Consider the following 22,507-nt stretch of genomic DNA (forward strand, 5'->3'; position numbering starts at 1 on the left):
TTCGATTCACCCGCTTATTTCAGTTGACAGTGTGAGCTTCAATGTCCGACTTATTAATCGTCGTTGGTCCGAATTCACTTGAGATTGCCTGCGCACAGTCCAGCATGGTGGAAGAAATCCGCTGACTGTCGTCGGGCTCACCGACTCGTAATATATGGGAAATACACAACACGGCCAGCAGTCGTCCATCGGCTCCAAGGATCGGCGTCGCTGTATCCTGAACGCCGACAATCAGAGTACTTTCCATCGTACGAAAACCGGCTCGCCTGATGCCATTATAGTCTGACTCCCACCCGCCAATCTGACTGGACGAAAGCTCGTGTTGCTCCCAGTATTTCTGTCGCTGTTCTTCCGGCAGAAATGAGAGTGCGACATGGCCGCTGTTTCGCTCATGCAACTTGAAGCTGGCACCGATTCTCACAGCCAGTGAGACATCGGCGTCGCAATCGACACGGGCAATCACCAGCATCTTATTGCGAACTACAATATTCAGATGGCATGACTCTTTGAGTTCCTGCGTTAACGCTTCCATATGCGGTGTCGCACGGGCAATCAGTGCTTCGGTGCTGGCATGTTTGGCTCCCAGCTCGAACAGCTTCGTACTCATCCGGTAACCTTGATTGGCATCCCGGATCAAATACCCCTGCTCATTCAAACACGCCATCACGCGAAACAGCTCCTGTTTGGTTCGCCCCAGACGGTCTGCAATGTCTGTCAGAGAGAGTGGCCGCGAGATCCCGGACAATAACTCCAGAACCTCAAGCCCCTTCTCGAGAGCAGGTACCCGATACGATATTCTTTGCTCAGTTCTCTCTAATGTTTTACTCATAAAATATGATTTTACATATAAAACACCGTTCGTCAAGCACGAAATCCAAGTTTACACACCTAGACCTAAGTCTATAAACAAAAACGCCTTAAGCGAATTAGCACTTAAGGCGTTGTAACATCAAATTGGATTTCAGAGAGTATTTCCCCGGGAACAGCAAGCTCAGAGAACGGTATCGACCAGATCTTCGACAAGCTTGCGCAGAACTTCGTGTGTGAGCTGTAAATCGACCTGGCTACGACCTCCCTGCCCCTGCTGACTGGCAAAGCGTTTCAAGCTGAAGTTCCCATTGGCGTGGGAGGAGAGGATGATTTCATAAAACTGAGTTCCTGCCTGATTCTGGTCCGGTGGCGTCGAACGAATGAGAACCTGACCGGCATCTTCGTCGTATTCGAGCGGACCGATATTCTCTAACAGATAAGTGATCCGCTGACAGAGTTTTTGCCCCCATTCTTTCAACTTGTCATAAGTCGACTGTGATAATGACGGAACGTTAACGCGGATTTCCTGGAACGAACAGCTCATGGAATCGACGGAGGTAAAATCGATGTTGATTTCAATTTTCCCTTTCGCAGCCAGAGTGACGGTCGTTGGCTGAGCCGATTGAAATCCGGTTAACTGTTTCAATTCGTGATTTAGTTGATTAAGTACGGACATCGTGAAATCCTCCTTACGAGGATATTAGGTTTTTTCTTTTGAATCGGTGTGATGTGTTTTCCCGTCATAGCTCAGAATCGTAGGCCGATCATCAACGACGGTTTCAATATTTACGGGCCGTTTCCAGATGCGATGCAGATTGACCAGCGTATCCTGGGCATAGTCCAACTTGAGTTCAACTCCCAGGAATTCATGTTCGAGATAAAGTTCGCCTCGATTCTTATAGTTGGCATCCTGCACATAAATCACAGGCCGCCCATGATTGCTGAGACTATTTAACAGTTGCAGTTTGATCTGTTCAAATTCGCGAGACTGAATATCGTACGTCTTATTGGAGTCGTTATACGCAAAGGAAAACATCTGATTCTTATAACAGAATTCGGGAGTCAGAAACGTATCGATAAACGTAATGTCGTTGTGAATGCGACGTACTTCAAAGATTTTCTCTCTTCCCAGGCCGAGATCTTTGTCCCAGCGTTCTTTTTCGAACATGTCGGTGCAGTCTTCATACTCAGGGCCGAATTGTCCTTTATTCCAACGTTCTTCAATATCTTTCAGCAGTTCAATGCCCAACTTATACGGATTCAATCGATTCGGGCTGGTCGCCATCGTACCACTGTGATGGTCCGCGTAGTTGATAAGTCCTTCGTCTGTCAGACCGTGCCGAGTCATGATGGTCGAATGCCAGAAACTGGCCCAACCTTCGTTCATGATCTTAGTCTGGCCTTGCGGTGCAAAGTAGTATGCTTCATCCCGAATGATTGTCAACACATCCCGCTGCCAGTCTTCCAGTGGCGCATACTGAATCAAAAAGTACAATACATCTCGCAGACGTTCTTTGGGGAATTTCAGCTGATCCGACATCTCCCGGGCTTTCTGGCGTTTCTGACTCGCTTCTTCTTCGAGCACTTCTTCCGGGTTGATGTAGCGATCCATATAGTTCTTGGCGGGGAAACGGCCGTCTGGAGCTTCGCCTTGCTCATCCATTTTTCGTTTTGATTCTTCCTTGGTCTCTACTTTTGCGTCACGTTTTATATGTGGCGCATAGGGATCAATCAGGCTCTCCAGCGAGAGGCAGGTATCGATAAATATTTCTACGTTTTCATAGCCGTGCGTATCAATATGGCGATTCATTCGCGTGGCATGATTGGCCATCTGATCGAGCATCTTGCGATTCGTATGCGAAAACCAGGCATTGTTCTTGAAAAAGTCACAGTGCCCATAAACGTGAGCGATCACCAGTTTCTGATCGGTGATGTCATTCGCACTCAACAAGTACGCATAACAGGGGTCCGTGTTAATCACCATTTCGTAGATTTTTTGCAGGCCATAAGAGTAGCCTTTCATCAGTTCGTCATACTGCGCACCAAATTTCCAATGCGGATAGCGAACCGGGAACCCACCATAGGCGGCAAACATGCTCAGTTCTTCGTAATCGAGCACTTCGAAGATTGTCTTGAAAAAATCGAGTCCATAATCGAGCGCATGTTGCTCCATCTCCTGCTGGATGTCGCTTAATTCCTTGGGTAAGGGGCGATGCGTTGTTACTACCATATGAGCCTCCGTCAGTAATCACTGCGGTTTGAACCACCGGCTGATTGCGTGCTGCTTTTGAAGGCAGCACATACTGTTAATTCTATTTTCCGGTTCCCAGAAACGTTTTTATTGAACCGTAAATGGCTTCCTTGTCGTCGATCTCGGACAGAATCAGATTTTCAAACTCTTCTTCGACCTTACGCAGTTCCTTGATAAAATCTCCCGAGCCATACGGACTTCTGACCTGTCCATAACAGAAGAGATTACAGATTGGAATAATGTTCTGTTTCAGATTCTCGATACACTCCGTGTTATCTTCTCCCCAGTTGTCTCCGTCGGAAAACTGGAAGCAGTAAATGTTCCACAACGAAGGAGGGAAGTCTCGTTTAATAATCTGGTCGGCTGCCCGGTAAGCGGATGAGATACGCGTTCCCCCACTCTCGCGAATGCGGTAAAACGTATCCTCATCCACTTCATGAGCTACGGCGTCATGCACAATGTAACGGCGTTCGATCCCGTTATATTGACGCTTGAGCCACGTATCGATCCAGAAGGATTCCGTGCGGACAATTTCTTTTTGGACATCGGTCATTGACCCGGACACATCCATCATATAAATCACAGCAGCATTCGTGTGCGGCTCGGAAACCGTTTTCCAGCTGCGAAACCGCTCATCATCTTTGGTCGGAACAATCAGCGGATCTTTGGGATTGTAATTATTCGTCGCAATCATCCGTTTGAGCGCCCGCTTATAGGTTCGCTTAAAATGTCTTAACGAATCCGGGCCAGTCGGACTGATGGATGTATAGCGGTCTTTTTTCGAAGTGAGTTGGTTGTCTCCCTTGGGTTCGATCCGCGGCAGTTCGAGAGCTTCGCCGAGCATATCGGCCAGTTCTTCGAGGGTTAACTCCACCTCCCGAATGTGCTGGCCTTTCTCATTGCCCGCTTGCCCTTGACCGTCGCCATCAGACTTTCCTCGCCCGATGGGCTGTCCGACTTCACCTTCACCCTGCCCGACGCCGCCACTCCCTTTTTCACCGTGTTGAAAATGGGGAATCTCGATATTGGGTACGGGAATGCTGACGGTCTCTCGTCCTTTACGACCAATCATTTCACCATGATTGATGTATTTTCTGAGCTGCTGTCGCACTTTCCCTTTGATAATTTTCTCGAACCGTTGCTGGTCACGATCAATTCTGCGTACCATGTGATTGAGCCCCTTTCAAAACAGGGAATCAGAGTTAGTCGGCTCTAAATCTAATCTTACTTCTCCCGGCTGACTTTCTTGTGAGTTAATAAACATAGACAATCAGATCAGGCGGCGTCACTGTTCTTTTTTGTATCGCCGCGAGCAAAAATGCTGGCCACATACTGTAGAACGTCAGTCGCTGATTCCTCGTCATAACCGTAATTTCGAATTAACCGGGCTTTGACGATATCGATTTTTTCCTGCGTGTCCGCATCGACCACATTCGATACCAGGCTGGTTAATTTGATCGTATCTTTTTGGTCCTCGAACAGTTTCATTTCAAGGGCCTTCTGCAAACGTTCATTGGTTTTGTAATCGAAGGTTTTCCCGTCCATCGACAGGGCACCAATGTAATTCATGATCTCACGGCGGAAGTCGTCTTTCCGGGTTTCCGGAATATCGATGCGTTCTTCGATTGATCGCATCAACCGTTCATCCGGCTCTTCGTATTCACCCGTAAATTTATTTTTCACACGTTCTTTCTGCGTGTAAGCTTTGACGCTATCGAGATAGTTACCGCAGAGTCGCGTGAGTGCTTCTTCGTCAGCGGCGATCGCACGCTGTACTTCATTCTTCACGATGTCGGTATACTCTTCCTTCACGACGGTAATCAACTGGCGGTAATGATCACGCATGTCTTCATTGGCAATCAATGAATGGTGCTTCAGACCTTCTTCCAGTTCATTCAACAGCATGAATGGATTCAAATTCGAACTATGCGAATTCACAACCAGTGCATTCGATATTTTATCCTGCACATAGCGGGGAGAAATCCCGAACAGACCTTCCGACTTGGCTTCCTTGCGAAGTTGTTCCACATTCTCCGTCGTGAAGCCGGTTAACGATTTCCCGTTATACAGATTCATTTTCTGAACCAGCGTCAAGCCGTGATGCTTGGGTGTTTCCAGGCGAGTCAGTACGGCCCACATTGCTGCAATTTCCAGCGTATGCGGGGCAATATGTTTGCCACGGACGCGTTTGCTATTGTAGTCCTTCTCATAGATTTTAATTTCTTCACTCAGCTTCGTGACATACGGCACATCTATTTTCACCGTTCGGTCGCGGAGTGCTTCCATAAACTCATTCGACTGCAGACGACGATATTCCGGTTCATTCGTATGGCCGATAATCACCGTATCAATATCGGTCTGAGCAAACTTCTTCGGCTTAATCTTGTGTTCCTGCGAGGCACCAAGGAGATCATACAGAAAGGCCACATCGAGTTTGAGTACTTCGATAAATTCAATCAGACCTCGGTTGGAGACATTGAACTCACCATCAAAATTGAATGCACGCGGATCGCTCTCGCTGCCAAACTCCGCGATTTTACGATAATTGATATCCCCCGTTAATTCGGTGGAGTCCTGGTTTTTCTCATCCTTAGGCTGGAACGTTCCAATGCCGATCCGATCCTGTTCGGAAAACGTGATCCGCTTGACGACGATCTGATCCATGACTTTGGTCCAGTCACCGTTGGCTTGTTCCAGTTTTTCGTTGAATAGGAATCGGCTTAACGGGCAGACTTCGCCGGCGATTTCCACGATGTAATCTGTTTCTTTGTTGGGATCGCGTCCCTGATTCAGATAATCGCAGATTTCCGGTCGATGTTTTACCGGAATCAACTGCAGGGGCTCACTATTCATGGGGTCCCATTGAATTGATCCGTCTTCTTCTTTCCAGCCGAAGCTATACAAGGCGCCTTCTTCGATGCGGGAATAGCGTTCCAATCCCTGCTTTAACAAACGGGCGATGGTACTTTTGGAACTCCCTACCGGGCCGTGCAGCAACAGAACGCGGCGTTCGCTACCATATTTGAGAGCAGCCGACTTGAAGACGTTCACGAGATCCATTAACGGTTTCGAAAGGCCGAAGATTCCATCGCGTCCGTCATTCACCGGATCATCAAAGAAGCGATAACGAATCAGGCTTTTTTTGCCTTCCACGGGATAAGTTCCATAGCTCATGACCATGTCATATACGCGTTGGAACGCCGTTCGCGTTACCTTGGGGTCTTCTCGAACAAGATCGAGGTACTCATCAAAAGTCCCCTGCCAATGTTCCTGAAGAAACGAGTCAGCGTTAAGCTGACCAGAGATTTGATTTAAGATTGATCGACCATTTTCCATGGGATTTCTCCTCCTGGCGTGGCGACCTGCATTCAAGCAGGTCGAATTATCGGCCAGTTAGTTCGAGGTGATTTGATTGAAGAGTTTTTCTAAAGTTCAACTGCCTTTCACAAAGACCGAAATTTTGTAAGTACGAGACACAGTCCGCGCAGGGAAAGTTCCCTCATACAAAAACAAATCTGTGACGAGGTTGTTTTAAGACCATCCATGGCCAACACCTAATTGTGAATCAGGGATTATCGTGTGGACGTGACTCGACTGCTCTCAGAGCATGCCACACAGGGATGTAAGTGACTGTTACAACGTTTCGAGCAGTTCTATTATTTCCGACGCCTCTGCTTGAGACAATAGCAATCTTTGATTCGTCAAAATTGTTCTTTATTGCGTATCAAACAAAAGACTCAGTAAGTTACTAAATAACAGGCAGTTAGAGAAACATCACATAAAACACTCTGATCAGCACAATAAAAAGAGAGGACTCCTGAATGTATTGTTTCTTTTCAGATTAGACAGACTGGAACTGTGACGATTTTATCAAGCGAGATTCTACCTTACCTGCAAACATGACTACGCTTAGAACCGCAAATGCGTTTTTAGATTTTGTGCGTATGATCTTCAGTAGCAGGAGGCATTCAGAGTAATTTTACATTCAATCGAGAAATGAAAAATACTCTCATGCGTTTGAGCGATGCTTACACAGCATTCTACGGCGTCACCAGAGAGTGCACGAGTTGAATAATGCGATCTTCCATGCCAGGTTTAAAGGGGCCGTGAAAACCGAAGTACTTCATCGCACCGCCCCCTTCATAGCCGCCTTCTTTTAGAACACGTTCTGAAGGTACATAGGCGAAGACTTCATTACAGTAACCGGCTACCCAGATCCGGCGGTCAGATAATTCTTCGTGCAGCCGAATGGAATAATCGATCACAGTTTCACCGCCCAAACCAATTAACGTCAGGTCATCACCAAACTCGATCACCTGCACGGAGAAAGGATAAGAGGATGCAATTGCGCCCTGCTGTTCCAGTTGATTCAACAGATACTTCGTCAGACGCTGTGAATAGACGTCTCCCTTTCCCTGCTGTTTTATCAGTTCCGTTTTCGAAGGAGGATCGACAAACGGTAGATCGGTTCGCTTCATTTTGACGGTCAGCGGCCCCTGAATCGGTTCCAGTGGTTGCTCAACGGCCCGCTCCACTGCTTTCGCCAGGGAATTTCCATGCTGCTCTGCCAGTGCGAGTGTGCCACGCGGCTCAGGATTCGCATCACCGCCGCAGCCGAGCATGAACAGCGCCATCGTTCCCGGGTATTTTTTCTCAAGCGCCACCTGAGCAAAGCCGGCGTAGTCGCCACAATATTCGAACAACGCGATCGTTGTATTATGGCAGGCATAGCCGAACAGGACCGCCCGCATGTTGCCGGCTGCATCGTTAATTCGCAGCACGGGAACCGTATGATCAACGGGGCCATCCGGGTTGATCCGGCCACGTCGATTGATGGCAAACGTGGCCCGCTCTTCGCCATAGCTTAGCGATGCCTCCGATAATGTCTGACTGGCCTGGACGATTACCTTGACTAGATTGTCCTCGAGTTGCTTTGCATACTCGTCGACGTCTTTCTGATGCGCGAGGCTCAAATCATAGGCCAACGCCGCACAACCTCGCACGACCGGGCTGCTATGCGTGTGCGAGCAATTTAGCAAAATCTGCTCGCGGGTGATCCCTGTTTTCTGAGCGACTCGTTTTCCGACCGCATCGGAAAGTTCCCGCGTCAACCCAATCAGGTCGGTTGTGACAATCGCGGCCCGGTTTCCCTGCTGGTCTTCGAATACCAGCGTTTTGGCCCATAAGGGATGCGTTGTTCCCTCAGCCGGCTTTTTGCGAGAAGCGTAACCGCCGAGCCAGATTTTTTTGGTCGGCGTGATATCGACGCGTGCCATGCCGACTTTCCAGTCACCTGCTTCTAACTCTGCCTGATCAGAAAAAATGAGTCCCAACAGACAAAACAAAAGTGTTCTTAACATGGCGATCTTCGCTTCCATTTTTCAATAAACTGTTCAATACTGAATTCAATCTGCCCCGATTCAGGAACAACAGGGATGAAACCAGCAGAATTGATCCTATAATATTGCTGCTGAAAAACGAAGTCTCATACAGAGTCTATTGGTTTTGAACTGGCTCGGATTTACCAAATTTTTCAATATCGAGATTGAGTGCTTCTGGAACAGCGATCAGCAGCACACCGTGCTCAAGATCTTCCATTCTAATCTGATTCGGTTCAATTTCCGTTGTTTCCACGATTACAATATTCCTATTTTTGGCATTGAAGTAATAGTATCTGGTACCACCACTATTGAGAGTTACAAAATGTAAAACCCCTTCGTTTGTTATCTCGGCACTTTGCACGTACATACACATCGTTACTTTAGGATGCATCACATTCGAAGTGGGAACGGTCTGCTCAGAAGTGCGTTGGGGAGATCCTTGCTCTTCTACTCCTGCACTTAAAAAGAGAATTGAAGTGAGACCTGCCAACAAAATAGCAAAGAGAAAAACAGTGTTTAGAGACTTCACGATACTAGTCCTATTAAACAACAGCGTCATTTGTTTATTCGCCCAACACCACATATGTAACTCAGTATAGTAGCCAAGGCCGCCCACTTAATCAACTGGTGAGATGAGAACAGAGCCTGATTGATGGTATTAGATGCGAATACAATTTGTTGTTGTTCATCTTCTGCAATAATCTGACTTGTCCCTCCGTAGCACATTCCAGACAATGCACCCAAATCGTGCCTGAAGAAACCTGAAGCTGCTTCTAAAACAATGGGAAAAACATGGACGAGTTCATCGCTCAACTGCCTAAAGCAGAATTGCATTTACACATTGAAGGAACCCTGGAACCGGAGCTGGCATTTGAGCTCGCTGAGAAGAACCAGGTCACGCTCCCATTCAAGTCCGTGGACGATATGCGGGCCGCGTATAACTTTTCTGACCTGCAGTCGTTTCTCGATTTATATTACGCCTCGATTAGTGTCGTACAAACGGAAGAGGACTTTCACGACCTGACGCTGGCTTACTTGAAAAAAGCAGCTGCCCAGAACGTGCGGCATACCGAAATCTTCTTCGATCCCCAATCGCATACCGCACGCGATATTCCCTTTGGAACCGTGATCAATGGCATTACAGCGGCGCTTCAGGAAGCGCAGACAGAACTCGGCGTATCCTCGAAACTGATTCTCAGCTTCTTGAGACACCTCTCAGAAGAATCGGCGCTGGAGACCTTTCAGCAAGCCTTGCCATTTCGCGAGCAATTCATCGGCGTCGGCCTGGATTCTTCCGAACAGGGGCATCCCCCGTCCAAATTTGTGAACGTATTCGACGAAGCACGCCGTGAAGGTTTCCGGGTAGTGTGTCATGCAGGTGAAGAAGGACCGCCGGAATACATCACCGAAGCGTTGGATCTGTTGCACGCTGAACGCATCGATCATGGTGTGCGATGCATGGAAGATGCAGCTCTTGTCGCACGGCTCGCAGAAGAACAGATTCCGCTCACCGTTTGCCCGCTCTCCAACGTACGTTTGCGTGTTTTCAAAACCATGTCCGAACACACGTTAAAACGGATGCTAGATGCCGGCCTGTTGGTAACCGTGAATTCCGACGATCCCCCCTACTTTGGCGGTTACGTCAACGAAAACTACGAGGCCATCCAAAAGGCCTTTGATCTCTCGCGCGATGATCTAGTGAAACTCGCCCGGAATTCGTTCACCGCGTCGTTTCTTTCTGACGAGGAAAAACAGAAACTGATCGGCGAACTGCCGGAGTCATAATTACGGATTGTTGAGCGTATTGAGCACCTGATTCAGGTATTGCTTGATTTTCGGATCTACTTTTTCGTAGCCCTTATCAGACCGAGGCTGTCCCATCGCGTGCCGCATGGCATTATGCATCAGGTAACGACCGCTGTCGGTTTTCATGTGGATCGCATCGCGGTAGAGATCGGAAACCTGTTCGAAAGGGGCTTTGTTCTGCTTGATGTCGGCGTCAACCTGCGCCAGCAGATTGATGGCGTACGTCTGCTTGAACTGCCGATCGGGGAAGCGTTTTTTGAGAGCCGCGATTAACGTGTTAATATACGCGGGACTGTGCTGCAGTTTGCCTGAGACATCTTTATTGGCATATTCATCGGCCCGCGTGGCACTGCGCGCCCAGCCGGTGTGAATGATAAACGTCGCTTTGGGCTGCTGCTTGACCCATTTGGAAATCGTATCGACGTCTTCCGTCAGTGTAGAACCATAATGAGGCTGCACGGAAATCAGATCGTACTGTTTCTCTTTGAGTGCCTGCGGCCAGAGCGTCGAATTCTTCACGCAAGGCATTTCCGGATGCTCATAAATATAAGGCAGGCTCTTGCCACAATCAACGTGCCACTGCACATCACCGTCGAGCAGCGAAGGAACAGTATCCCAAGTCAGAGAGTTGCCAATCAGGTAATAGCTATTCGCTTTGTCTTCCGCCTGGAGCGAAGTACCCGCAAACAGGGTTCCAAGTGTGACGAGACAGCAGACGATGAAAACGTTGAGCGGCTTAAGCATAACGGGATTCCTTATGGAAATGACGTAAACTGAGCTGAATGGCCGTCCCTGTGAAAACATACCCCCGGCAGGGTTCGAACCTGCGACCTATACTTTAGGAAAGTATTGCTCTATCCAACTGAGCTACGGGGGCCTATGAATGGTCCTACTATAGTAGGGGTTCTATCGTTTCGTCAAATGTCTGCTTCTTGTGTTTTGGGAGTGACACAAAAAAGACCTGCCAGGCTCGCTTTGTAAGCTTATTTCATGGCTTCAGCTTTGACGTAGAGCTCTTTGGGGGCGGTCTCATAATATTTGAACATCGCAGGGCAAATCCAGCCTTCCATGTCTGAATCTTCAAAGCGGTAATAGTTGCCCCCCTGATCGCCTCGCAGCCAGATCAGCTTTTTCTGATACTTTGGAAACGGCTTGGCAGAGAACAACAGCCGAAACCCTTCGGCGGCGTGAGGGATGTCGGCTACGATCATATCGATCATCTCGGGAACGCCGGCGACAAACGGTTCCTGCACCAGGCCGGCAGAGCTGTCGTCAAACACCCAGGTTCCCTGATGCTGATACGGGGCGATGACCATGATCGCATTGTCACGCGGCAAGCGATTACCAATAGGCAGCAGCTTGAACTGCCAGGCAACACCAACCGCGATGAATAACAGCCCCACGACAAGCAGGATCGTCCGTCGCCAGTGAAAGCCAGACGGCTGTGTCTCATCTGGTATTGCTTGTTCTGTGCTTATCATTAATTGCTCACGCATGGTTCAGAAACTGATCTCTTGATCTAAAACAGTTTAACAGAAAATCGTTTCATTCGCGAAAATAATCGGAGTGATCAAATTCTATTGGCGGGATGACTTGACTGTTCCTGGACGGTTCTGATTCTATAAACGACGCACCAACGGATAGGCTGCGTTCTCCCTCTCTCATGCCTTTCCCTACTTGTACACCTGACGTTCTGCCTAGATAATTTAGTGTGCCCCCCAACCGTGATCGACTGTAACAGTCTCACTATTCATTGATTGTTCACAATTTATTAACAATCCGCAGGTAGGATACCCGCAATATCAGGAAAGGGCTCCGTTCCCTGTTCCTTAATAAGGTCAGTCAAGACCACCACCGGCATTCCCCGCCTTGAAAACTTAAAAACGCAGCTATTACATTCTCATTCTTTTTCACATTAAGGAGATCGGAAAATGATGACGTCACGTCCATTTTCTCCCCCGGCTACCAGTGCGCTGAAACATTCATCCAATAATCGCCGCGGATTTACGCTGATTGAATTACTGGTCGTAATCGCGATTATCGCGATTCTAATTGCCCTGCTGTTGCCGGCCGTTCAACAGGCACGCGAAGCGGCCCGACGTACGCAGTGTAGAAACAACCTGAAACAGATTGGCCTGGCATTTCATAATTTTCACGATGTATTTGATCGTCTTCCCACAGGAGCCCGCGATGGTGCCGGCGCGTCGTACGCCTGCTGTAATGCAACAGAACGTGTTGGTTGGAGTTGGAGCTATCAGATTCTGCCTTACATGGAACAGTCGAATGTCTACAACCTTGGTACGGACGCTGATCCGGCGGGCACATATCCACTTGTCGCCCGTAGTGGTATTAAAGCGTATTACTGCCCAAGTCGTCGTAAACCGACCTCGTATGGCAGTGGATATTATCGTTGTGACTACGCGGGAAATGCCGGCCAACGATCTGGCGGTATGACATCGAATGACACTAGTAAGGGGATGCGAGGAGTTGTCGTCCAAACGACACTGCGTGAAATTCGCATCAACGATATCAAAGACGGTTCTTCAAACACAATCATGGTGGCAGAAAAAGCATTGCACCCTGATCGTCACGGTTCTGATGGTGGTGATAATGAGCCTTGGAACAACGCCGGCTGGGATGAATGCGTAATCCGCCATGGTGCTGGTATCAATAGCGCGGGTGAGGAATACGGTTTAACTCCGCTGTATGACACTGACGCACCAACCAATACCATTGCAGTGGTTGACAAAGGGGGCGTCAGCTGGACGAACTGGCATCCCTTCTTCGGCTCAGCACATCAAGGCGGAATGAATGCCTGTCTGGCCGATGGTTCGGTACGTCTCATCAGCTATAACATCGATGGCGAAATCATGCGTCGGATCAGCCTGACGAATGACCGCCAATCCGTTGGTGAGTATTAAACGCCGCTGACTTAACACAGGCGTAATCGAATCGTGAACTCGCAGGGCATCTGACGTTTTCCCCCCGGAAACGAAGGAAGCCCTGCGATGAACGGTCTCCGTCTCCCCAAATTCTTTTCATCTACTCATAACGACTTAAAAACGACCAAGAGGAAATCCCATGAAACTGTTATTTTATAGCCTGCTGTTGTTGGCTCTGTCTCTGCTTCCCGGCTGTGGTTCCGATGACGAAACATTAAATTCCGGTGAAATCACATCCGATGTCAAAAGCGAAATGGAAAAGGAAAAAGAGGAAGTCTTTGCAGCTGAATCGGCCCATCGCGAAATGCAATCAAATCAAGCGAAGGGGAAGAAGTAAGACGATGGTTGAATAAATTCGTACGGATTTTAAAAGTGCATCAGCCGCAGAGATCAGATTCATTCCTGATCCGACTGGAGAACCAGGAACGTGAGATAAGTGGTAATCGCTTCGGCAATCAGGGCACCTGAGATCAATAATGCCCCAGCAATGGCAAACAGGCCCCCCAAACCGGTGCAGCCAAAAAGGGTTAATCCCACTCCCCCCAGAATGATGATTTGATTGAACCGGCTATTCTGTTTGATGATTTTTCGCATTTGATTTTCTTTCGGAATAGAATGGTCAGGAACGGATTGCCTTTGCATAACGATCCATGATCCGTTGATAGCCTAACGCCTGCAAGCGGGGTAAAGCCTGTTGATACATTTCTTCGGCCTGTGCCCTGTCTCCGAGTTCTGCTAATGCAATCGCGAAATACGCCTGATTCACATCGAAATCAAGCTGCATTCCCGGCTGCATCATGTGTAACGCTGCCGGTTGACTGGCGAGGAGTTCCTGAATCCCCTGCTGACAGACCAGAAAATATTCTTTCGCGCCTTGATAGTTTCCCAGTTTCAATTCCAGATTTCCCTTGAATCTCTGTAAACTGAGTTTGCATTGCTGGTCCAAATGTTGTTTTTCCGTCTGTTCCAATAACTGTTTTGCCCGATCATATTCGGTAGTAAATTGTATTAGTATATGCGCATGGCCCAGTTTGACTATGGGAAGTTCCGGGGCATCTTCTGCAGCCAAACGCACGCAATTCTGGATTTGCTCCTCATCATTTGCATAAAAATAAAGATCAGCCAGCCGGCTCCAATAGATCCAGCGGGGAACTCGCGATGAGTCAGCATACGGCTGCATTAACTCCAACCCTTCATCAAGCCGCCCCAACGCAGACAAGGCAACTGCCGCACGCGCATCAAGATCATATTCAGGAAACATTCCTTCCAGCCGCGGTATTTGATCGAGCACTTCCTGCCAACGGCCCCAGAAAGCAGCATCGAGTAGTTGTTTATATCTGCGGTAAACTGAGAATCTGGCTGCCAGATACGCGACCAGAGCCGGCAGTAGCAGTAATATTGCGATCACGGTTATTCCCCGCGTATTCCCCAGGACGCCACGGTTCCACTGAAAGAGCAGGAGAAAACCGATCACGACGGCCAATATCCAGCGAAGCTTCCAATAGAGTCTTTTGAGTAAAGCCAGTGATAATTTCCTGATCGTCTGATAGTGATTCTGCATCAGATCGAGAGGGAGCATGCGATCAATCATACTTCCCGTGTCTGGCGACAAACCGTCAATAACGGCACTCGCGTCATTACTATGCAGAACAATGTCGACATAGCCATTCACTTCGAAAAACTCATAGGCCTGTTGTGAATCTTCTGCATACACTGAATGCAATTCACGCTTGCCATATTCATCGGTCGCCGAGGCGAAATAATGCGGCAACCCATCAATCACGCCATATTCGATCAGTTCCATATCTCATTTTTCTAACTGCAAAAAGAGACTTATCGGGCAAGTACCGCTGCATAGCGATCCATGATGCAGGTACTATCTAATGCTTTGAGCCGGGGGAGCGCCAACCGGAAGAGTTCTTCGGCCTGCTGTAGTTCACCTTGCTCCGCCAGTGCGATGGCGAGATAAGCACGATTAAGATCAACGAAGAGTTGCAGGAGCGGTTGACTGGGAGCGATCGGCAGTAACCCTGATTGGCAGGTTTTAAAAGAGGCTTCTGCGGCTTTGAAATTCCCCCGATTCAGCTCCAGCAGACCCTTGAAATAGAAGAATAACAATTCCACGAGTTCTCCGAGATGCTGCTGTTCCGCATCATCAAGCAATTGCTCCGCCAAACTGTTATCGCGATTATATTTCATTAACCCATAGGCATAGTCAATCTGTACTGTCGGATTTTCCGGTGCATCCTCATAAGAGAGACGCAGGCATTCAATAACCTGGTCTTCATCTTTGATGATCTCATACAATTCTGACAAGCGACCTAAATACATCCAACGCGGAACATCGGGTGAATCGGCAAAAGGTTCCATCATGGCAAGCCCTTCGTCGAAGCGTCCCAGAGCGGTCAGTGCAACTGCCTCCCGACCAGATAATTCAAAATCGGCAATTTTGCCTCTGAGTGGAGGCACACGGTCGATTACTTCTTGCCATCTCCCCCAGGAGAAAGCCTGCATCAATAGCGTGTATTTGCGCGAAGAGGAAAAATAAGCAACCCATAACGCAAGGATTAAGGGAATCAGGAACAGGCCAAACATCGCGAGTTCGAGCGTGCTGAAAGCAGTCTGGTTATTCCATTTAATTACCAAGACTATGATTGCTAAGAAAGCCCCCCAGCGAAATTTCCAATACAGGTCCTTCAACATGTAGAGAAAAAACCCGAAGCTGGTCTGATATTGAAAACGGACCATATCAGCGGCAGAGACATGCTCTTCCACATTCGGGTCGGGTGGAAACATTGCCGACGCCGTAGCCCCGGCATCTTCGGTATGCAAGACAATCTGAGTGAATCCACGCGATTCCAAATCATGATAGGCGTCTTGCGAATTTTCCGCTTCGACGCGATGCGTTTCGCGTTTGCCTTTTTCATCGGTCGCTGTCAGTAGAAAGAGCGGCATTTATTTTGTCTTTCTCCAAGCAAGTGGAAAACCTGAATTGAATACGTTTTTTCTCTGAGCGATTTTAGCTATCTCACCTCTTGCGAGTGTTCTTTTCGATATCGATAAAAAGAAGAATAATCTCTGAAATTGATAATTGAACTAATACCGAAAATACTCCGCCGAGAAATATTTGCACACCACTCCATAATACATCGGAATGGGTATTCGAGTCATGACTTAAGCCAGAATCTATAATCATCACCACAATAGCAACGACGACACCAATTCCGGTAAACCATGCAATCCCACGAAAACACATTGAAAGCAGTTTTAATGCGAGATACCGATCCTCACCGGTCTGATTCTCCTTCTTTGGTGACACTTGATCCAAAAACTCAATATCATCAAGATCATCACTTCGAGGGATCGTATGCTTTGGTGCATTCTGCGATCCTCGATTCACATCCAGAGGAGGCGGCTCTGGATTGGTTTTTCGAGGTAGAGGAACCTGAATTTCCGCCTGGCATTGTGGGCACTTGCTGACTTTACCTGCACTCGCCGGTTTCGCGTGGATCAATTGGCTACATTGCGGACACTTAAATTCAATCACAAGATTTTCCCTTCGACGAAACTCTTAGAAAGTGCCTGCTTTCACGATTTCAAGGTACTGTTTGAATAATCAGAAATCAACTTACCCTCTACTGTTTGGAAATTATCCGCACAAATAAAAAAACGCATCGCTGATAGTGATCAACGATGCGTTTCATAAATTCCATTCGTAGCGAACGATTTTACTCCGGCACAACGGGTGAGACGAAGTCAGACGGTTTGAAGGTCAGGACGGAGCATTTGACTTTTTCCAGCATGCGTTCGGCCGTGTTGCCGATAAAGAAGCCGCTGATGCCGGTCCGGGCCAGTGTGCCCATCGCCAGCAGATTGACTTTGTGTTCTTCGATGAACGCGGGAATCGCGACTTCGGGCGAGCCTTCCAGTACGTGTACCTGCACGCCGTAGGAGAGTGTGCGATAGTCGGTCTGTGCCAGCTGTTCGTTGAGCTCGTTCTTGACTTCTTCCATGATATCCTCGGCACATTTTTTTAGCGTCTCGTCTCCCACTCCCAATCCTTTGAGGCGCTGATCAAGTTGGGTGTCGATGGCGTGTACCAGATGAATTTTCATGTCGGCGACCTGGGCAGCAGAAACGATGAAATTCAGAATATCGCTGCTGACTTCACTCATATCACTGGCAACGACAATTTCGGGAACGTCCGGTTCTTCATCTATTTTGACTGCGTAGACGGGGCACGGACATTGGCGGAACAGGTTCATCACCGTGCCGCCGAACAGTCGCCCGGTAAAGCCGTGAGGGCGCGTTCCCACCAACACCATATCGTGGTTATTCTTAACCACTTCAATGATAATCTCGCGCCAGCTCGGTCCGATCGCAACTTTGGACGTGCTTTCTACGCCCCGCTCTTTTGCCAGTTTGATCAGGCCACTCATCACTTTGTGCGCTTCGTCTTCTACGTTATTGGTCATATCAGCTCGATCCGCTTCGAGCAGATGTTTGGTATGTGCCCAGAGATCAATGGCGGCGAAAAATTCCAATTTGGCATTAAACAGGCCAGCCAGCCAGATCGCACGTTCGACTGCTTCCGCTGTTTGTTCGTTTAACTCGGCGGCTACCAGCCGATCAGCGTGGGTCAAATCAACGCCAACTAAAATGGAATCGAGGCTTTGCATGGGTCTACTCTCTTCTAAGTGATTTCAGCGGGATTCAAGCTTCAGGCTTCTATTATGACAAATGTGAGATTCTGTTCCTAGCCTGTGTCCAGGTTTATTATCGCGTCTTCAGGGCCTTTGGGATCGAGTATAATAACATGGATGGCACTCTGAATAAATGGGAGTCGCTTTAATAGAATTTGGAATGGAAAAACGAGTTATACAGACTCTAATTATTGATTTGCAATCTATTGCTTTGGCTTTTGCATCAACAAGATAAATTCGTGGACCTTATTGACTCGAAATACGGAAGGAAATCCGAGGGGTCTCAAATTGTTATATTCGGACTGCCGATTCCAGATAATCAGATCATCATAAATATAGCCTATCTGCTGGAGTCTGGCTGCTAAATCGCTGTGAAATGGAAAAAATTGGCTCTTCTTTCTCAAATCCATGACGATTACACAGCAGTACCCCCCCGGGCGCAGCGTCTCTAAGACCTGCTGGAAGACCTGAGTCAGCTCGGTCAGAAACTCCTGGTAATCTTCGACGACGCCGAGATCCTCCTCGTGATTTCCATAATGCCGGACCGCTTTATGGTCGGCTGAACGTCGCTGATTAAGTACGTTCCAATAGGGGGGAGAGGTAATACATAAATCAATACTTCCCGGCGCAACATGTTCCGACAGGCTCAATGCAGAACCGTGTAACACGCGCGATTTGATTTCGGTCTGTGCCTGATCAGAGACCGACACACCCTGCTCTGCCAGTTGGCTGGCGACTTCAACAATCCGTTGGTTAGCGAGTGCCGCGTATTCTTCTGAGAGTTCAACGCCGATACCGGTCTTCCCCATTTTTTCCGCGGTCACAATCGTACTGCCGGAACCCGAAAAGGGATCGAGAATCGTCTCTCCCTTGAGAGGTAAAAATGTTTCGATCAACCGCTCAACGAGCATTTCAGGAAAGATCGCCGGATGCTTGAGCCGGACTTCTTCGGTTGACTTGCGGAGATCGCTCCAGACGCTGATGGAATTCTGAATCCAGCGTTTGCCATCGAGCACGTTATAGGGCTCGGGCATTTTTCGGGTTCGTTTTTTCTTTGCTGGTGATTCTTCAGAAGTCGACACGCGTCTGGAAGCCTCCTGCTGGAAAACTAAGATTTGCTCTACTGAAATGATTTCTCTTTTTGACTGTATTCTAAAGTGAAAACCATCTTGCCCACTTCAGGGTGACTATTCTAATTAAGAATTTGAGTTTGGATACCCTTTTTTCTGGTTATCACGACGATTTACTTGAGACCTTGTATATAAGCATATAAATCGGCCAGGTCCTGTGGTGATAAATCTTTTAATAGTCCCTGCGGCATCAGTGAGGTGCTTTTTTTGTTTTCGAAGTCGATTTCTTCCGCTTCGATGCGTGTTGTCTGATTGTTGGAATTGCGAAGTGTCAGGCCATCTACCGAACGGTAGACAACGAGCCCCGTATAAACTTTACCATCCACTGTGCCCACGACGGTGGTCTGATAACGGGGCGAGACATCGCGATTGGGGGCCACGATCGCCGTAAACAGGTCATTGCGGGAAAACCGCTTGGCCACTCCGGCTAAAGCCGGGCCTAATGCGCTGCGGTTCCCATGACATTGCACACAGGCCCGTTTACGGAACAGTGCTTCTCCGCGTTCGCTGCTGCCTTCGTCCCAGTTCACCGTTTCCAGGAGCGCGAAGAATTTTTCGGTCTCTGGTCCGCTCTGTTTTAAGAGTGCGGCATAAACCTCAGGATATTGTTTCGCGATCCAGTCTTGCCAGATTTGAATCAAGGCGCGTCGCTTTTGGGAATCACCAACATCTGTAGCAAGCCCCAGTTGCTGACCAGTCCAGTTCTGTAATAAGCTGACGATGCGCGCCTGAAGTTTCTGTTCCCGTTTATCGCTGCCCAGACGTCGTAACGCTGCAAATAGTCGTACCGTTTCTTCGGGCTTGGTCGCGGGTGCCAGTTTTTCCAGTGCCGCGATACAGGATTCCAGGACTTCAATCTGCGACGATTCCAGACCAGCAATAAATTTGGCCCGATCCTGTTCTTCGGGAGACGCCGCCAAGACAGCTAGCACCGCGGCCTGCAATGCATACTCTTCGTACAGATCACGTAGCATCTCGCGATGTGCGGGCTCTTTTGATTCGCCAAAGACAAACACGACATCGCTGTTCCAGAGGAAGTCCGGATCGGCTTTGATTTTTTTGTCAAAGGCTTTGATGGCGGTTCCCAGAAACTGCGGGGGTAATTGACTGAGAAACAGAACATGTCCCGGCAGGCCGAAACCCGGCTGTTCTACAATCTGCCGAGGAAGGTCGGCGTCGATTTTGACGAGTTGCGTATACAATTCCCTAAAACGGTCATCCCAGTTCGTATCCTGGGGAAGTTTCAGACGGAGCATTTTTTCATCAATCTGGACCAGCGCATTCGCAATTTTTTTCGACTGGGCGGTACTACGATCACTGGGAATGCGGGCAGCGACAATCAGATAATGGATGTCGGTCACCGGATCGGAATCTTCGGTAATGCGGGTCAGAATTTGATCCAACAGTTTCGGATTGTAGGGCGCGAGCATGGACAGCACGCGGGCCAGTTCATAATCCAACACTTCGTGACTGCTGGGGAAGGCCTCCATCAGTCGAATACGAATCGGGTCGAGCTGGCGTTCATATTCTGACAGATCAACGCCGTTCGCGTAGCCATCGAAGACTGCAGCCATTTTGGTCGGCGGTCCCAGATCGCCGAGCCCTAACTGAATCAATCGCAGCGCGTCCAATCGCAAGTCGGTTTGATAGTCGCCTTCAAACACAGTCACGCCCGTCCGCACCGCGAGAGGCACTACGCCCCCCTGCTTGATGATGCTGGCATAGGCAAGCGTGATCAAGGCAGCACCTTCGGAACTGGTGACACCGGAAGAAAGTGTTTTAAAGTTTTCGTCGCTTAATCGTGCCGCAACACGGGCCGCGGATTGTCTGACGTAACGCTCTTGCGCACCCAATGTTTTTTGCAAGCCGGACAGGCATTGGCTCTGATCAATCTGATCGCCCAACTGTAATAATGACTGCAAAGCAAATCGGGCCACTAGCGGCGATTCATCTTTGAGCAGCGCATTCAACCATTCTGCTTTCTGCTCGGCTAGACTTTGAGAACCCAATGACCATGCCAGTCGGGCCCGGACGGCCTTTGAATTGTCCAGGATCAGTTGTTCGGCGATCCGATCCGGGAAACCTCCCAGCAGTTCCGTTACAATTTCGATCGCCCGGATGCGCTGTGCATCAGGACGGTTCGCATCGAGGGCGGCCCGGTAAAACGCATCGACGGGTACTGTTTTCACTAAAGGGAGCCATATTTCGCGAGACCAGCTGCTGAGTGGCTGCGGCGCGGAGAGGCAGGTGTCGAGCGTTTGTGCCACTTCGATTTCTGACTCTTCGTTTGCGGCGGGTGCATCTGAAATCAAAGTCGGCTTTTGTGCTTCCACGGGGCCTGTGTACTCAATGCGAAATACACTGCCGCGTGTGCCGCGACCACCGACACTCACATATAGACAACCATCCGGTCCCACTGCGAGATCCGTGGGGGCAAAACCGAACTGGCCGACTCCGGTAATGAATTCGATCGGTTCACTGGCATAAGTACCTTCAAAATTTTCGAGAGGAATCGCATGGACGCGGCCGAAGGTCCAGTCGGCGACGAACAAAGCGCCCTGATAGGGGGCCGGGAAAGTGCGATGCTGATACGCGGTGACGCCGGTGGGGGAACCGCGATGAAAAGCGGCGATGGCCGGCGGCATATCCAAAAATGTATCGGGACGTTTCCAACTGCGACTGCGCCAGCCGGCATTCGAACCGGGCAACACATGAAACACGCGCGTCGGTCGATACCAGGGGAGTGAAATATCACGTTCGCCATCACTGTCATAAGTGAAGATATCACCATTGGGTGAGAAAGAGAAATCGTAGGCGTTGCGAAGCCCGTCGGCGATGACTTCGCCTTCCGTCAAATCGGGACTGAGCCGCATCAGTGTTCCAGCATACGGTTTTTTGACGGGCGAGGTCTTGCGGGTGATATATTTCTCATTAATGCCGGCGGTGTTTCCAAGGAGCAGATACCACCAGCCATCGGGGCCACGTTGAATCGAATGCGTATTGTGCTCGCCGCCCGTTTTAGTGCGTAAAAAGATATCCGGTTTGCCGTCAGCACGATCATCGGCGTTTTGATCGCGATAGCGAATCAGGCCGGCGTCTCCCGTGCAAAGTAAATCACGGCCGAGAAAATACATACCTTGTGCACCGGTCGCAGGTCCATCGGCATATTGTTTGAACGATTCGGCGACACCATCTCCGTCGGCATCAATCAGGATGCGGACATAACCGGGGCCGGAAACTACAACCCGCCCCTGGGAATCGATGGTCATGGAATAGATATCGTGTGCCAGATCATCATCGGCATACAGGGTTGCGCGGAATCCATCGGGGACTTTGAGGCCTTCAAAATCTTCGGCTGCTGTTCCGGAAGCGGCAAAGAAACCTGACAGTAAAAGGAAACAGGCCAGCGGCCACCAAAGATGATTCTCACAGGATTGATGATTGAAACGAAGCATTGTACCTCAAGCTGGTTAAACTCTGATGA

19 protein-coding genes and 1 tRNA gene are annotated in these 22,507 nt (G+C 49.0%); 3 read left to right on the forward strand and 17 right to left on the reverse strand.

What is annotated here, in order from left to right:
• Positions 1-19 precede the first annotated feature (19 nt).
• The 7 genes from AAC022_RS01005 to AAC022_RS01035 form a co-directional block, all read right to left on the reverse strand.
• Complete coding sequence (locus AAC022_RS01005) at positions 20-829, reverse strand: IclR family transcriptional regulator (RefSeq protein WP_339727118.1); 810 nt, start codon at positions 827-829, stop codon at positions 20-22.
• 162 nt (positions 830-991) lie between these two features.
• Positions 992-1,486: a hypothetical protein gene (locus AAC022_RS01010; RefSeq protein WP_339727121.1), complete on the reverse strand. Its 495-nt coding sequence runs from the start codon at positions 1,484-1,486 to the stop codon at positions 992-994.
• 24 nt (positions 1,487-1,510) lie between these two features.
• On the reverse strand, positions 1,511-3,040 hold the full coding sequence (locus tag AAC022_RS01015) for a SpoVR family protein (protein WP_339727123.1): 1,530 nt from the start codon (positions 3,038-3,040) through the stop codon (positions 1,511-1,513).
• An 82-nt stretch (positions 3,041-3,122) separates the two neighbouring features.
• Positions 3,123-4,229 carry a DUF444 family protein gene (locus tag AAC022_RS01020; protein WP_339727125.1) on the reverse strand — a complete coding sequence of 369 codons (1,107 nt, stop codon included), beginning with the start codon at positions 4,227-4,229 and terminating at the stop codon, positions 3,123-3,125.
• Between the two features lie 107 nt (positions 4,230-4,336).
• Positions 4,337-6,397 (reverse strand): serine protein kinase, encoded by a 2,061-nt coding sequence (locus tag AAC022_RS01025; protein ID WP_339727127.1) that lies wholly within the window; start codon positions 6,395-6,397, stop codon positions 4,337-4,339.
• A 704-nt stretch (positions 6,398-7,101) separates the two neighbouring features.
• Positions 7,102-8,421 carry a neutral/alkaline non-lysosomal ceramidase N-terminal domain-containing protein gene (locus AAC022_RS01030; protein WP_339727128.1) on the reverse strand — a complete coding sequence of 440 codons (1,320 nt, stop codon included), beginning with the start codon at positions 8,419-8,421 and terminating at the stop codon, positions 7,102-7,104.
• A 136-nt stretch (positions 8,422-8,557) separates the two neighbouring features.
• A complete protein-coding gene (locus tag AAC022_RS01035; protein ID WP_339727129.1) occupies positions 8,558-8,971 on the reverse strand; it encodes a hypothetical protein in 414 nt (137 codons plus the stop codon).
• A gap of 263 nt (positions 8,972-9,234) precedes the next feature.
• Between AAC022_RS01035 and AAC022_RS01040 the strand changes: the two genes are divergently transcribed.
• Positions 9,235-10,227: an adenosine deaminase gene (locus AAC022_RS01040; RefSeq protein ID WP_339727130.1), complete on the forward strand. Its 993-nt coding sequence runs from the start codon at positions 9,235-9,237 to the stop codon at positions 10,225-10,227.
• Here AAC022_RS01040 and AAC022_RS01045 read toward each other — a convergent pair whose 3' ends face one another.
• From AAC022_RS01045 to AAC022_RS01055, 3 genes are all read right to left on the reverse strand, one after another.
• Positions 10,228-10,992, reverse strand: a complete 765-nt coding sequence (locus AAC022_RS01045) for a hypothetical protein (RefSeq protein ID WP_339727132.1) — start codon at positions 10,990-10,992, stop codon at positions 10,228-10,230.
• Positions 10,993-11,051: 59 nt separating this feature from the next.
• Positions 11,052-11,125 (reverse strand) — tRNA-Arg (locus AAC022_RS01050).
• 106 nt (positions 11,126-11,231) lie between these two features.
• Positions 11,232-11,729, reverse strand: coding sequence for a DUF6717 family protein (locus AAC022_RS01055; protein ID WP_339727133.1), 498 nt, complete (start codon positions 11,727-11,729; stop codon positions 11,232-11,234).
• 450 nt (positions 11,730-12,179) lie between these two features.
• Between AAC022_RS01055 and AAC022_RS01060 the strand changes: the two genes are divergently transcribed.
• Both AAC022_RS01060 and AAC022_RS01065 read left to right on the forward strand, forming a co-directional pair.
• A complete protein-coding gene (locus tag AAC022_RS01060; protein WP_339727135.1) occupies positions 12,180-13,169 on the forward strand; it encodes a DUF1559 domain-containing protein in 990 nt (329 codons plus the stop codon).
• Between the two features lie 160 nt (positions 13,170-13,329).
• Positions 13,330-13,527 (forward strand): hypothetical protein, encoded by a 198-nt coding sequence (locus tag AAC022_RS01065; protein ID WP_339727137.1) that lies wholly within the window; start codon positions 13,330-13,332, stop codon positions 13,525-13,527.
• A 59-nt stretch (positions 13,528-13,586) separates the two neighbouring features.
• Here the strand turns inward: AAC022_RS01065 and AAC022_RS01070 are convergent, their stop codons facing one another.
• The 7 genes from AAC022_RS01070 to AAC022_RS01100 all read right to left on the reverse strand — a co-directional run bounded on the left by AAC022_RS01070 (position 13,587) and on the right by AAC022_RS01100 (position 22,478).
• Positions 13,587-13,784 (reverse strand): hypothetical protein, encoded by a 198-nt coding sequence (locus AAC022_RS01070; RefSeq protein WP_339727139.1) that lies wholly within the window; start codon positions 13,782-13,784, stop codon positions 13,587-13,589.
• 25 nt (positions 13,785-13,809) lie between these two features.
• Positions 13,810-14,994, reverse strand: coding sequence for a hypothetical protein (locus tag AAC022_RS01075; protein WP_339727141.1), 1,185 nt, complete (start codon positions 14,992-14,994; stop codon positions 13,810-13,812).
• Positions 14,995-15,023: 29 nt separating this feature from the next.
• Positions 15,024-16,145 carry a hypothetical protein gene (locus AAC022_RS01080; RefSeq protein WP_339727143.1) on the reverse strand — a complete coding sequence of 374 codons (1,122 nt, stop codon included), beginning with the start codon at positions 16,143-16,145 and terminating at the stop codon, positions 15,024-15,026.
• 73 nt (positions 16,146-16,218) lie between these two features.
• The gene (locus AAC022_RS01085; protein ID WP_339727145.1) at positions 16,219-16,737 is read right to left on the reverse strand and encodes a hypothetical protein; all 519 of its coding nucleotides are present in this window, start codon (positions 16,735-16,737) and stop codon (positions 16,219-16,221) included.
• Positions 16,738-16,918: 181 nt separating this feature from the next.
• Positions 16,919-17,869 carry a universal stress protein gene (locus tag AAC022_RS01090; protein ID WP_339727147.1) on the reverse strand — a complete coding sequence of 317 codons (951 nt, stop codon included), beginning with the start codon at positions 17,867-17,869 and terminating at the stop codon, positions 16,919-16,921.
• 227 nt (positions 17,870-18,096) lie between these two features.
• Positions 18,097-19,044: a site-specific DNA-methyltransferase gene (locus AAC022_RS01095; RefSeq protein ID WP_339727644.1), complete on the reverse strand. Its 948-nt coding sequence runs from the start codon at positions 19,042-19,044 to the stop codon at positions 18,097-18,099.
• Between the two features lie 92 nt (positions 19,045-19,136).
• Positions 19,137-22,478, reverse strand: a complete 3,342-nt coding sequence (locus AAC022_RS01100) for a hypothetical protein (RefSeq protein ID WP_339727149.1) — start codon at positions 22,476-22,478, stop codon at positions 19,137-19,139.
• Between the last annotated feature and the right edge of the window lie 29 nt (positions 22,479-22,507).

The sequence above is a fragment of the uncultured Gimesia sp. genome (assembly GCF_963976445.1).
Taxonomy (GTDB): Bacteria; Planctomycetota; Planctomycetia; order Planctomycetales; family Planctomycetaceae; genus Gimesia.